At 42.1% G+C, this 13,913-nt stretch carries 12 protein-coding genes; 5 read left to right on the plus strand and 7 right to left on the minus strand.

Annotated elements, in window-relative coordinates; all coding sequences use genetic code 11:
- Positions 1-89: 89 nt before the first annotated feature.
- From ICL80_RS04590 to ICL80_RS04605, 4 genes are all read left to right on the plus strand, one after another.
- A complete protein-coding gene (locus ICL80_RS04590; protein WP_194214935.1) occupies positions 90-1,385 on the plus strand; it encodes a tyrosine-type recombinase/integrase in 1,296 nt (431 codons plus the stop codon).
- A 79-nt stretch (positions 1,386-1,464) separates the two neighbouring features.
- Complete coding sequence (locus ICL80_RS04595) at positions 1,465-2,118, plus strand: hypothetical protein (protein WP_194214936.1); 654 nt, start codon at positions 1,465-1,467, stop codon at positions 2,116-2,118.
- A gap of 102 nt (positions 2,119-2,220) precedes the next feature.
- Positions 2,221-2,469, plus strand: coding sequence for a helix-turn-helix transcriptional regulator (locus ICL80_RS04600; RefSeq protein ID WP_194214937.1), 249 nt, complete (start codon positions 2,221-2,223; stop codon positions 2,467-2,469).
- A gap of 320 nt (positions 2,470-2,789) precedes the next feature.
- A complete protein-coding gene (locus ICL80_RS04605) occupies positions 2,790-3,914 on the plus strand; it encodes a DUF3631 domain-containing protein (protein ID WP_194214938.1) in 1,125 nt (374 codons plus the stop codon).
- A 707-nt stretch (positions 3,915-4,621) separates the two neighbouring features.
- Here the strand turns inward: ICL80_RS04605 and ICL80_RS04610 are convergent.
- Both ICL80_RS04610 and ICL80_RS04615 read right to left on the minus strand, forming a co-directional pair.
- A complete protein-coding gene (locus ICL80_RS04610; RefSeq protein ID WP_194214939.1) occupies positions 4,622-4,888 on the minus strand; it encodes a hypothetical protein in 267 nt (88 codons plus the stop codon).
- On the minus strand, positions 4,885-5,244 hold the full coding sequence (locus ICL80_RS04615; RefSeq protein WP_194214940.1) for a hypothetical protein: 360 nt from the start codon (positions 5,242-5,244) through the stop codon (positions 4,885-4,887). The genes ICL80_RS04610 and ICL80_RS04615 overlap by 4 nt, the downstream gene beginning before the upstream one ends.
- A gap of 805 nt (positions 5,245-6,049) precedes the next feature.
- Between ICL80_RS04615 and ICL80_RS04620 the strand changes: the two genes are divergently transcribed.
- Entirely contained in the window at positions 6,050-6,298 is a 249-nt protein-coding gene (locus tag ICL80_RS04620; RefSeq protein WP_194214941.1) for a helix-turn-helix domain-containing protein, read from the plus strand.
- A gap of 40 nt (positions 6,299-6,338) precedes the next feature.
- Here ICL80_RS04620 and ICL80_RS04625 read toward each other — a convergent pair whose 3' ends face one another.
- Genes ICL80_RS04625 through ICL80_RS04645 form a run of 5 tightly spaced genes read right to left on the minus strand, consistent with a single transcriptional unit; the run spans position 6,339 to position 13,911 of the window.
- Entirely contained in the window at positions 6,339-8,402 is a 2,064-nt protein-coding gene (locus ICL80_RS04625; protein ID WP_194214942.1) for an AIPR family protein, read from the minus strand.
- Complete coding sequence (locus tag ICL80_RS04630; RefSeq protein ID WP_194214943.1) at positions 8,386-9,372, minus strand: PD-(D/E)XK motif protein; 987 nt, start codon at positions 9,370-9,372, stop codon at positions 8,386-8,388. Before ICL80_RS04630 ends, ICL80_RS04625 begins: the two co-directional genes overlap by 17 nt.
- The gene (locus tag ICL80_RS04635) at positions 9,362-12,019 is read right to left on the minus strand and encodes a Z1 domain-containing protein (RefSeq protein WP_194214944.1); all 2,658 of its coding nucleotides are present in this window, start codon (positions 12,017-12,019) and stop codon (positions 9,362-9,364) included. Before ICL80_RS04635 ends, ICL80_RS04630 begins: the two co-directional genes overlap by 11 nt.
- The gene (locus tag ICL80_RS04640; protein ID WP_194214945.1) at positions 12,012-13,493 is read right to left on the minus strand and encodes an ATP-binding protein; all 1,482 of its coding nucleotides are present in this window, start codon (positions 13,491-13,493) and stop codon (positions 12,012-12,014) included. The genes ICL80_RS04635 and ICL80_RS04640 overlap by 8 nt, the downstream gene beginning before the upstream one ends.
- Entirely contained in the window at positions 13,486-13,911 is a 426-nt protein-coding gene (locus ICL80_RS04645) for a very short patch repair endonuclease (RefSeq protein ID WP_194214946.1), read from the minus strand. The genes ICL80_RS04640 and ICL80_RS04645 overlap by 8 nt, the downstream gene beginning before the upstream one ends.
- Positions 13,912-13,913: the final 2 nt, after the last annotated feature.

Consider the following 13,913-nt stretch of genomic DNA (forward strand, 5'->3'; position numbering starts at 1 on the left):
TAATAGATATTATATATCAGGGTATTTCAGGAGGCACCATGCACTTTCGATAAATAAGACCCTAATAAGACCCTAATTTGGATATTGATATGCCAGACTTACCAACGCATCACACTCAGATAAACGCCATAAAACCACCCAGTGACGGGCAGGTGGATTATTATGGCAAGGGAAGGGATTCAGGATTAATATTGCGAGTTTCGCATGTCGGTAGAAAAACTTGGTTTGTGCGCTACTGGGTCAACCGCAAAGGTATAAAGACAAGAGCTAAGAAAACTATTGGTCAGTTCCCGGGCTTGGATTTAAAAGAAGCTAGGAGTGAGAAGGCCCGGCTCTTTGTTCGGATTGAGAAGGGTGAAGACCCTGCATTAGATGATAAAGAACAGGCTAGGAAAACTTCAATCAAAACAGTTGAGGAACTATGCGACAAGTTTTTCGAGTTGAGAGAAGTTGAGCTATTCAAAGGAAGACTACGCCGCAACGTCAATGACGAGAAAAGCATGGCTAAATGCTACATCATACCTGTAATTGGCTCATACGCTCCTCATGCAGTTACTAGTGATGATATTGATGAGTTACTAGCAAAGGCTCAGAAGCGCTGCTCAGCGAACCGAGCCAACCGTATATTGGCTCTGTTGCGTGTTTTGTTTAAGTTTGCTCTATCTGCAAAGGGCCATAAATGTGTTGATGAGAACCCTGCGATCAACATCCCTGCGCCAGGCCAAGAACGAGCGAAGGTAATCGATCCGCCCAAGACAAGCGAGATCAAAGAACTTTGGGACCGGATAGAGAATGGTGTTCACCCAGATAAGGGCAATCCAATATTGATATCACCTCAAATCCAACTGGTATTGAAGTTGTTGCTACTCACAGGTCAACGCTCTGCTGAAGTATCACAGGCACCTATCGATGAATTTGATATGGCTGATAGAGTTTGGATCATTTCAGGCTCTCGTACCAAGAATGGTAAACCGCATAAAATACCTCTCTCAGATTCCGCCTACGAACTGGTAAAACAAGCAATGGAATTAGCCAAGCAGGATGCACCGAATTCTCCATACCTATTCCCAGGCTGGACAGGCAGGAACGGCCTCAGGCGGGGAACTATACCAATAGGTAAGACAGCGCCTCACCATGCCCTAAAACGGGTAACAGCAGGTAGTAAGCTCGATAGGTTTACCGTGCATGATTTCAGAAAGATATGTGCCACTCAGATGGCAGAGCTAGGGGTTCTTATGGAGATTGTATCTGAGATACTGAACCATTCAATTAATACAGTGACAGCCAGGCATTATGCAAAACCAAGTTATTTACCTCAGATGAGGGAAGCACTTGAATTATGGTCAGATCATTTAATGAAGATTGTGCAGGGAAAAAATGAATAAGAAACCCATTCCATATGGTTACTGCCTCTTACACGACGCACCTGAGTATTTAGCAGGGTCTGAGTCCGTGGAGCAAGATATGGCAGTAGTATCCATTAAAGAGGCACTGAGGTTAGGCAAGATAGAAGCAAAGCTTTATTTAGATGACCCTAACGGTAACTTGGGTACAACTATAATATATGATCTAGCGCGAAATTTCATAGTCTCTCCGGACCTAGATTTAGCGTTCACGGGTTCTAAAGGTTGGTCTCTATGGAATAAGTCTGAGAAGAATCAAACAAATGGCATCAGCAATTTGTCTGAGATTTTGGTGGACGAAAAAGCAACCAACTTATTTGGCTCTAAGCAAAGGATTTATGCGCGCATCAATGGTCGAGTTATTATTCACCAAGTGACGTTAGATGACTTTCAAATGATCTGTACTGGGACTAACAACAAAGATGCAGGCGCAAATATACCTCTCAGAGCTCGGTCCGGCGGTCCGGGACGTCCAACAACAAGACATCTAGTGCTCCCTCATTTCAGAGAGAGGGTTGAAAATAACCGATGTGAAAAGGGTGTAGGGAAAGAAGCTGAGTATCTTTCAGGCTGGCTGCAACAAGAATATCCACATGAGCACCAGCTCGGCAGTAATAGCATCGAGAATTGGATTCGAGATGTTTTCAAAAAAGCCCGGGCTGGCAAGGTTCCAGAACACATGTGGGAAAACATGTTAAAGCCAAAATCCCATTAAATTACCCATTTAATTGAATAAAAGGGCCCACTTTTTAGTGGGCTTTTTTCATCTTACATCCTTGGTGTGCAAATGACTGCACGACAAACCAAAGGAATTAAAATGCATAATAGTAAGAGCTCTATTCAGCAGAATGAGCAAAGTATCCAAACCATGTCACCTATACCTGACCGGGTCATCCGAGAGAAGGAACGGCGCTATCTCACAGGCGTATCAAATACTACCTGGTGGCGTCTTGAGAAAGCGGGACTAGCCCCCAAGGGCTTTAAGCTTGGAGCAGCTGCAAAAGGGTGGACACTCAACTCCATCGAAGAGTGGATCAAATCACGTAAGGAGGGCCAACCATGGTAGCTCCTTATCGTGATAGGCACTCAGATGCCTATAAGGAAAGCCTGATCGCTAGATTAGCCAGTAAGCCCGGTTTAAGGGGGGCTATTGATGCGAACTGTGTGGAATGTATCTACGATCCTCGCGATAGCGGGACTTGGAGAAAACAGTGTGAGGATTGCTCTTGCCTGAGCTGTCCGTTGCATCCAGTTAGACCTACAACCATTAACAAATAAAAAGCCCGCTCAAGTAATCAGAGCAGGCCTTTTCGTTCGTTTGATCGTGGATGATGATACCCTGTCTCTGTTTATTTGCAACGGCTTTCTTAATAGAAAGTTTGTATTATGACAGATAACAGTACCCCTAGTCTTGTTGAAGATTTATTACCTGCAACAGGCACAATTGATATTGAAGCTTTGCTGGATAACATTGAAGGCTTTATACTTAGTCACTCTATATTACCTCCTGGGGCAAGTGCCGCGCTCACACTTTGGTGTCTCGCCTCCTACAATATTAACAATTTTCGAATTTTCCCGAAACTGGTAATTTGCAGCCCCCAAAGGCGATGCGGTAAATCGACGGTATTGGATTTAATTGAAGCTTTTTCTAGTAAAGCACTAGTGACTTCAAATATGACACCGGCAACTATTTTTCGTATTATTGAAAGTGATCAGCCTACATTGATCATTGATGAGGCCGACACATTTGTTGCTGGTGGCAGTAAGGAAATGATTGGCATAATTAACAGCGGGCACGCAAGGTCTCGGGCATATGCAAATAGGTGTGCAGCTGAGACCCACCAAGTCCAAAGGTTTAGCACTTGGGCACCTATGGCGTTGGCTTCCATTGGTGAACTTTCCTCGACCATAATGGACAGAGCAGTGGTCATTACGTTGAAGCGGAAAACTGCAAGAGAAACTGTTTTAAGGTTAGTTCCAGATCTACCCCAAAAATCTATTCTAGATCGAAGAAAGCTACTCAAGTGGAGTTTAGATAATGAAGCTCAAATATCTAACAATCTAATTGAACCGCCCAACATAGGAAATGACAGAGCTGTCGATAACTGGTTGCCTCTGTTCACTATAGCCAATCAGGTTAGCGCTGTGTGGCTGGATAAGTGTGAGGCTGCGTATCAGGCACTCACTGAAAGTGAGTTGCAGGCAAGTCTGGAAGACCAACTGCTTATAGATATAAGGTTGATATTCGTGGAAAAGGCAGTGACCCGTATTTCATCGCAAGAACTTGTCTTTGAGCTTCTAGCAGATATCGATAGCCGGTGGCACTTAGCTAACAATGGAAGAGCTATGAAAGCACCTGTCGTGGCTCGAATATTACGACCATTCAGGGTCAAGTCCAGAAACCTACGTTTTGGAAATGGTACCCAAGCTAAAGGTTATGAGCTTAGTGATTTTAAGGATACGTTTGATCGCTACCTAGAACCTTTGGTACCCCCTTTGAAATTGCCGTAGCATCGTCCCACCCAATGCTAATGATCAAAAAACGGCGCTGCGTAGAGGTTGCGCAGCGTTGTCACTCCTCGCATTCTTGGTAAACGGGACGGTGGGACGGTAAAATGAGAGTAGGGCTATGGCTAGGACGAATAGCTCTCAATTATCCATCTAACCAAAAACCTATACCCACCCGACTCTTTAACACTTGCTGATTATAGAAGTCCGGAGAAGTTCTAATACATGTGTCAGACTTCTATTGGTTCCATGACAGCCTTGGCTTTGGCACAGTCCGATTTTGATGAATCTGGAGATTTATTCGTAGAAGTCTCTCCAGGGCCATAACTATATCCTAAATCTCTGAAACCCCCACTTTTCAACCATATGCAGCCGATATGTTATTTCGAACCTGAAACGGGTTGCCAGGCCCACTCCAACCCATAAGGCTAATTGCAAAACCAGGGACGGTTCTCAGCGTCGCGCAGCGTAAGCTGAAACCTCAATGCCAGGTTTTGTGATTAGCCGTACTGAAAAATAGCCTTTAAATAATAATTATGTGCACGCTCGCGGCTCTCGCACTCACTTCACAAGGCTCCTTGCATGCGCTGCGCGCATCCGGGCCTTGTTCGTGGCACACCGCCGCTCCGCTACGTCTTCCTCGCTAATATCCCTCCCCGAAAAATGGGGTATTACCAAGTAACCTGTGAGCTTGGGGCAGCACAAGGTATTTAATCCTCGCCCTTGGACATAAAATAGGTAATCAAAATTGCTATAACAGAGGTATGGGGCAATGCAGCTACAAGGCAATATATCGCGAAACACGCTCCGAAAATGAAAATTTGATTAACGAGAATCACAATAACCCAAGTGATCATGAATGCTTTGAAGTTTTCCCGAACGGCCATGATAATGTCGTAGATCATCACCCTACGGGCTATTTTCTTATGTCTTTTCTTAATCATCTTTTGCCACTTATCGTTATCTACAACGCTCATAACATGCCTTTCCTGATCTCTTGATCAATGAGCGCCCTGACTTTTTCAGCCTTAGTTTCATTGTGTTCGGGGACTAGTCCTTTTTCTAGGTCTGCTTTAACAATGTCGGCGGCAGTGGCTCCCTCTTTGGAAATGCTGTGTTGTGGGAAGCGTTCTATCCATCGTAGATGTGCCATTATATCAACTTCCGATGACCTTGTAGAAGCCCAGAACAGAGCTCGTTCCATATTATGATTGTCGCCACCGGTGGCGAAGTCCATTGATGCGATTGTATTCTTTATGGTCTTTGTGAGTATCCAGTCACCTAATCCCATGTCTTTTCCTTCAATTCTCTTTTTGCCAGTGTCTAACTGCAATGGCATTCTCATATGTAACTTCGTAAACGCCCGGTTTCATCACAAACTCTTGATTTAGAAGCTCAGCCTTGAATAGGTGAGGTTGGGCGGTCGCTAACTTTGGTTCCATAGGGGTTGATGGGGAACACGACTATTAACCAAACAGCTATCATTTTAGCCACTCCATGAATCTATTTTATTTGAATCGTTAGCTTCTTTTCGAGCCCTAGATTCTCTTTCCGCCAAGTAACCTCACTAGAATCACTGCGGGCCAAACAAAAACTGATAGGAACAAAGTTAGTGTACTCATTCCATTGCTCTTCTTAATGTTTGCACTCGAGTAGCTAAACACCGTTGATCGTTGTCTCCAGTAGAAAGCTAGTCCCACGCCGATTAATAGATACACGCTCATCACTAACTCCAATATTAGTTTTCCCGATTTATGTTATCAGTCAAAAATAGCCGTCCAAACACCGTCTCATGCTGAGCTTTTTTTTGATAGTAACGCCCTAGCTCATTTCTGTTCATAACTATTCTGTAACCGGTAACTGCACCGTTTTTGTCTAGACAATGTATCGTGTTTGCGGTTCTAGCGCGTACTGTTACAGCTTGAATCTCCAGCCATGTAATATAAAAAGGGCTGTGCAGCGCCAGCACATGCAACAAGTGAGCTTGTAAGGAACAGAGCAATTAGTTTTGTTTCAATTTTCATGTGCATCCTACTTCAATGTTTCGTAGTGCTGTCAGAACATAAAGGGGCAATATAGCGATTTATCAATTAGTTCCTGATTTGGGTACATGGTAACACGTACCTATTATCGGTACAATGATCAAATCACTGAACTCAAATGAACATAGAATTTTAATTGATTGGCTTAAAAAAGGACGCGCCAGTCAAGGAATGACTATGCGCGAGTTAGCGACAAAAATGAAAACTCCCCATTCATTTATAGGCAAGGTAGAGCAGGGTGAGCGGCGCTTAGATGTGGTCGAATATATTCGCTATTGTAAAGCCTTAGGGGTTTCGCCTGTAGAAGGTTTAGAACTGTTAATAGCGAGCGTGTCTAAGGGTTAGAGTTAGGTAACAGTATTTTTCCGTCAAGCGAAACTAGTCATTAAATTTCGAAAGCTTCAGCTTTAATTTTCTGTATAATATCAGTTAGTATAATACATTGTTTTTCTGAAGGAACTTTTTTTGGTAGTTGTGCGGCAATACTCAGTACTCCAATTTCCTTAGGGGAAAGGAGTTTTTTCTGCTCTCCAAATATTCGAATTTCTTGCCATTTTTCAGCGGAAATCTCAAAAACACGCTTTTGGGCATCTATCCCGTTATCAATCCTTTGGTCTTTTCTGGCTTGTTTTTTCTCAGTTTTTACTTCATCGATTGAAATAAGGCCTTCGATAAATTCAACAGACAACTTCTTTTCGACTGCGTTAATATTATTCTTCATGCCTTCCCAACATCCATCTTTCTTAGCCCACTCTGATATGTGAGATATCCCTTGCGGCATATGGAGTAGTTGTTCATTCACAAATTCCGAAACTACCTCAAGCGCTTCAATAAAGGACTGTGGTAAGGTTTGCTTTTTCCATATTTCAATGAAGTCGATGGCTTTGTCTTTGGTTCGGCAATATTCAGCTATCACAGCTAGGGTATAGGCAACTATATTTGCTCTAAATCCACCATTATACCAAGGTTGAGCAGAGACTAATTTCTCAGTAGTGCGAAAACAAATAGCGCGAGCCATCGCTCGTTTAAAATAAAACTCGCTGTACTGATCTGCTGACTTTTTCCAAGTAACCCCTGTTCTATGGGCGTAGCGAGCAAAGTTCTTCTGAGCACCCAAGTTGACCCACTTAGGGGCATCGTCCCAGATATTTTCAAATTTGGCGAGGTCGGTTTTTGTGAACATTTGCGGCTTAGGATGTTCTATTCTAAATCTTTTCTTTTCCGCATCTGTCATTTTTGACATTGCATCTGCGTACTGCCCTCTTGCTCTCTCATAAAACCATCTAGTTTCACGTTGAGCTCCTTGCTGAGCAGGGGCCCAGATGCGACGTGAAAACTCTTCCATTCGGATATGGAAAGGATGGTTTGAGAAAAAGTCGGCTGCATTCACTCGGTTTTGTGTATTTGCATACTCAGATATTCGAGGAACGATCTCTTCGCTTTGCATACCTTGTATAACTGAGAGTTTCATCTGCACAAATATGTTGCTCAGGGAGGCTTTATCTTTTTTCCTAGTATGAAACAGAGAAGCTGTTGTCTGCCCTCCATTCACAATTTGTAAATCCTTTAAATTGGTAATTTCCAAACCATTTTCGGTCACTCGACTTTCCACAGATTGAGCGGTCGCTGTGATGCCGTTATTGTATGCGAAGAACATATCAGGTTCCCCCATGATTGTTGTTCGTATGCCTTTATTAACTTTTCCTCTGGCTTGTAAAAAGCAGCGCACATTTTGCTCAAGCAATCGTGCACCGTATTTTTCATAAAGATCAGCAAGGATATTACCGGGTATAACAATAAGATAGGACTCTAGGGCATCAGTTCTCAAGTGAGCGGGTAAGCTTGATAAGCCTTGATCAAACATTTCTATAAAGTCTATATCCAAGGCTTCTTTATGCCCCTTGGAACTATCTTGCCTGTGTAGTCTAGAGATATCCCATATGTGATATGAAGCTGGAATCCCGGACAATTCGTCATCATCCAAAGCCTGTAACCGAGAACTAAGTGTTCTTTCAGACAAAATAAATAGATTTACGCGTCGGATCAGGTTTTTTCTGTCATGAATTTGACGAGATAAACCATATTCGGGTGCAGTTTCTTCTAAATCTTGAAACAGCTTTTTGTCTCGGCTTGCACTAAAAAATTTTGAAAGCCTTTTGAACGCTGCTTTAACCTCAGTTTCTGTTAAGGATGTCAACTCGGCACGGCAATCAAAATCAGCAATGAATAAGTCAAGGACCCCATCGTCATTGAACCAGTAACCATCAACCCGCATACCTCTCTGGGCTCTATACGGGCAGAATTCGAAGCCTTCTGTGGCCCCAGTTTCCATTAATTCATTAGTAACCGAAGCCATGAATTCTGCCAGTTGATAATTCTCATTGGCCTCAGCCCCAGCAAGCATATCCTGCCTGAAATCATGAAAATACTCTTCAACTGTTTGGTTCATTATTGCCCCCAAGGTCGATTGTATTATCGGTTAAAAATCGCTCTATACGGTGCAACTCCAGTTCATATCTGACCTTCATAACTCCCACAGGAAGTTTAGACCTGACTATTTTGGGAAACTCGCTATTCACTGTGTATGTGTTTTCATCCGCAACAAGGAATTTAGGAGTGTCATATTCATCAACTGGGACGTAACCGAACAAAGCCAGTTTGTTTGTGAAAGCCTCCAGTGCATCTGGTGATTTTATGAGAGTTTCAATCTTTCTGACTTTATCATTTAATGAAAGTGCCGAAGGAACTTCCTCAGCAGTAGCTAATCTGAAAATCTTCAAATAAACATTATCAACCAAGCCTTCTAATTGATCTTCAGATGAAATACGAACAGTACCTCTCTCTTTTCCTGAAAGGGATTTAACTTCGATAGCTGTATTACCCATAACAAAGTCTTGGTGAAGTCCTTGTGGGCCTTCCCAGGATTCAACAGCTTCATCTTCGCAGACGCCATAATTTTCAACCAGTCCACCAAGGAAATGGAGTTCGGCAAACAAGCCTCTTATTTCTTCCGGCGAAAGCTTGCGAGCTTTCTTTCCTGCGAGAAAGGCTTTCCATCTATTTAAATGTTCGATCGAATTAGCCAAAGCAACAGAAGAGTCAGATATCCTGCAAATTGAATTTATTAATGAAAGACAGAGTGACTCAAAGATATCCTTATCTATTAGTCTTTGGAGAGAAAGCACAAATCTTTGAGCTTTTCCATATTGCCTTAAATCAACAGTGATACCGTGAACGGACGCTTTTTTCTTGTTAAAAAAAGCGGAATGATCACCTTCAAGCTCTATTATAAATAGGCAGTGGCCATGATGATTTTTGCCGATATAAACAGGAAGTTTACACTGTTGAGGAACTTTTCTAACGGTATAGTCATCATTCGGACATGTAATTTCATGCCAATTCAGAGTATCAGTCATCATAATCCTCCTCATCGTCAGGATCATCAAAATCAGTGCCTATCATATTGTTGATATATACTTGATTGGCAACAACATCGACTGAAACGGTGTAATCGCCGTCAGGAAAGCTAATGCCAAATGCAGGAATATCTGTCCCGTCGCCTTCCTTAGCACCAACCCTTACTACATGAAGCATCAGCAAAGGTTTTCCACGTACTGCTCTATAATGAAAATCTGATACATTTTTGTCAGGGTCTTCTTCTCGGGCTAATAATTCGGCTGCACCTTTCTGACCCTGAGACAAACCTAGTTTTTCATCTCCTCTACTAGCGAGCCTGCCTTTGGCCAACTTCCAGAAGCCATCTTCCAGTTTAGCCGTATTACGTTCCTGAGGCCCCAATGAAAGAGGTTGAGCTGGATTGGCATTACTTTTTTTCGATATAAGCAAAACATCAGAATGAAGGTACTTGCTGCTAATTTTCCTTAAAAACTCCAGCGCTCCAATCTTGAGTTCCTGCTGATCGGAATAAACTTTGTATCTGGAAATGAAGTTTTCAATACGGTGTGTTGGTACATCGGGAATGAGCCACCCTTTTTCAGTCGGAACTAATTTATCAGCTCCTTCATCAAAACCATTTTCAATAGAACTTTCGAAAAGGCTGTTATTATGTGCAATAACTCCTGAGGAAGATGAAAGAAGATGGCTCTCCACAATTCTGCCGCTGAAATTATGCTCAACGGTTACTCTTTGGCCTGTCCGCATCTTATTTGCAGCCGTAATTAAAAGGCGGTCAGGGTGCTTTTGAACATATAAACCAAACTGTTCAGGACTTAACCTATCTCTACGCATTTGTTTTATCTGTGAACGGAGTTCTTCTGACGCTTCTGCAATATGTGCATACCAGTTTATGGAATCCTCATTCAGATATACTCTGCACAAATCATCGTAGCCAAGCCTGTAACCAAACCACCTGCCCATCTGCATGAGGGTGTCGTACATCCTCGTATTTCTGTACATATAACTAACACACAACCCTTCTATTGTTAGGCCGCGTGAAAGGCTTAGTCCACCGATGGCTATGGCCGTAAGGCCGCCCCCATCCTTTTCATATCGTGAATAGTCCAGTGAATCCTGCGACTTGCTGTTAGCGACCAGAACTTTCATATTATCAAAAGCACTATAGAGATTGTCTTTTATGGCCTGCCAACTAACCCCACATCCGACATATTGAGTATCATATGCCTGCCTTAATTCCCTCATGTAAGTATTTACAGAAGAAATGTGTTCTGGCATTTTATAATTAGCCCTTACTGCGTCCTCAACGGCCTGAATATGCTGACTTACAAAATCTCTCACTACCTCCTGAACGGCAACAAATCTGGACACATTGATCATCATAGAGCAATGTTTATTCTGCTGTCCTCGAGTATTTCGGATTGTCTTGGCTATGATGAATTGATTGATTGCTTCATATAAGGATGGAGGTAAATCAAATATCTCATGGTCTTTTTTATGAGTTAGTCGGATATATTCTTCTGCATCATTGATGACTTCCAAAATTTTTCCACTGCTTTCATCATCAATAAAAACTTTGTCCGGTCCGAAATATGTATTTGGTGCATCAAGACAGTAGATAAAGTCTTTTGGAAAAAGCTCATTGTATATTTCGGGATTAATAAAAACATTTGCAAATGGTGTTGCCGTATATCCTACATAGCAGGACTTCTCAAAAAGGCCCAGAATGTCCCTGATCATCGTATTTGTTTTGGTAGGATCAAGTTCTTCTTTATTTGTATTGATTGACGCATTATCGGCTTCATCATCAATCATCAGCATCGGTACATCAGCTATCCGACCATCACCAGATGCATTCAAGTCTTTTAACCAATTATGCAAAGCCCGCAGTGTGTGAACATTCTTTTTAATGACAAGAATAAATGGTTTACTAAAGTCCGTAAGCTTCGTCCCAAATTGATTGGCGATGCTCTTATCAAAATCTTTATAAATATTGGTTACGGTGACGGGAGTGGGATAACTACTGCCCATCAAAACCCCAACACCTTTGGAGGAACGGTTCTCTGGATCGCTTGAGCGGCCAACAAATCCACTGTCTATCCGCTCCTGTGTCTGTTTTCTTAAGTTGTTATGAATGCCTGCAATTACAATAATAAATTTATAGCCTGCATCTGCAGCTTTACCTATGACTCCTAAATAGTTCGCTGTTTTGCCGGACTGCACGTGTCCAATGACCAGCCCTTTTCTGTCCCATGCCCCCTCACTTTCCGGATTCTGCAGGAGACTAAGGATATTGTCTCCAACGTCAGATAGTTTTTGTATGACGCGAGAATTCCATTTTTCAGATTCCAAATACTTGGCGTAAGCATTGCTATAAGTCCATTTGATATCAGAGCGTTTGTTTACCCACTCTTCATCATGATCAGCTTCGAAGTCGATAAGCGATATTCCTTCGCCCATTCTGGTATCTATCCTTGTAAGCACTTCTTGAACAACAGGGTCAACATCACCATCAAACGGAACAGATGGAGCAAGTGTAGTTGCCAGATTTCGGACTTCTTCCTGTGTTGGTATCTCAGACCTAGTGCTTAATAATTGCACTAAAGCACTTATCAAACTCTTCTCAGCCTCTAAGGAATTATTTTCAGTCATTATCTTGCCCCTTAATAAAGCCTTCTATTATTTCATCTCTTCCCTCAAATAAACGTGTCGAAGAAATGACATCCTTAAAGATTTCAGCATTGAATGAACCATCCGGAAAAAGAGTCTTCTGAATAAGTCTTAGTTGATCTGTGATCTCATCCTCGTCATAGGCTTGAGCTCCAATATTTTGCGGTTCAGTTGAATAATCTGAATAGATCATTTCATATGGAATAGATGCAGTTATTGATTTAATCAGAGCTGCAAATTGCTCTCTGTCTTCGTTGTTTAACTGCTCAGAAAATGCTGATACTAACGGGTGGTCATTGTTAACCTCGTATTGAATGCTGCCCTTTTCTGCATATCTTTCCCATATAGGAGCTTTTGTCTCGTTGAATAGTTTCTGACCTCGTTTTCGATGCACTCTAGTACTGCGGCTTGTTATTTGATTAATGATTTGTTTTATTCTTTCACGTACTGGTCGAGGAGGTCTTGCGCGAGATTTTTTGATATCAATAGTCCAGTTTTCGTCCATTGAATTGGGGAAATCTATTTGGACCCTTGCTAGTTTTGTTGCTTCGCCTTTGGGGATAAGTCGAAACCAGTCGCCCCATGCCATTAGCCTTCCATTTCGATAGATATAAGCTCCTTGGTTTGAAATAAAGTCGCTTCGATCCTGATAGAAATCGTATTCGGAAGCAGATAGTTTAGAATGATGAGGTAGAACAAATGGTTGAATCTTAACGGTATCACCATCAATTCTTATTTTTTCCTCTGGTAATACTTGGGTTGCCTTATTGGTTCTGCAAAAAGGATCAAATGGGACAACTTCATGGCCGTTAATGGAAATTCTAATTTTGGATGACGCTTTGTATTCACCAGATAAATATCGATGAAAAACCAAAGACAGATGACGTTCTAATACGGCGAGTTTCTGATTTACCGTTTCATCTCTCGCTTTACCCGATAAATCCTCAAAAAGTCGGTCGAGGTTTTGCCAGACTACAAGTGTCCCATCTTTTAGAAGTTCATTAACATATTCAAAATCATTAATTTCATTCTGATTAAGTATGTTTATGAGCCAATCATCTTTCTCATCAACTAAATTTAAATCCCACTGAGCAGCGACACGTTCACCACTTTTAGCTGAAATAACTGTCAACTGCCTGCACTGAGAGAAGGAAGCTGTTTTCAGACCTAAGCCAAATCTTCCTAAATCATCAGGTTCGCGTCGTACTTTTGGGTTTACTGAGCCATGTTTCATCGCTCTGATTAACTCGCCTCTATCCATTCCATAGCCATTATCCAATATGGAAAGAAATGGATTATCGCCTGCCAACACACAATAAATATCAATTTGGGTGGCATTCGCTGTAATACTGTTATCAATTATGTCAGCAACAGCGGATTCTAGTGAGTACCCTAAATCACGCATGGATTCAGAAAGTGAGGAAGCACTAGGAGGAAGCTGGAGTGTTTTAGCCATTATATCCCCCAGATAGATTATTAGCGATATTTCTTAATACATATTCTGGGCGCTCTTTGAGTTCACACTCCCAAACAGTAATTACTTTCCAACCGAATTCAATGAGGGCAGTCGTCTGTTCCTTGTCACGTTCTATGGTTCTGGCAAACTTCTTCTCCCAGAAGTCAATTCTGGTTTTCGGTGCCGCAGCTTTTTTGCATCCTTCATGTCGATGCCAAAAGCAACCATTGACAAAAACAACTGATTTGAATTTCTTCAATACTAGGTCTGGCTTTCCAGGGAGCGATTTATCGTGAAGGCGAAACCTGTATCCTGACCTATGGAGCAAAGACCGTAAAACCATTTCGGGTTTGGTGTTTTTGCCACGAATACGCGACATATTGTTACTTCTTTGCTCGGTTGTTAGGACATCTACCATTG

The organism is Kordiimonas pumila, assembly GCF_015240255.1.
In the GTDB taxonomy this organism is placed as follows: Bacteria; Pseudomonadota; Alphaproteobacteria; order Sphingomonadales; family Kordiimonadaceae; genus Kordiimonas; species Kordiimonas pumila.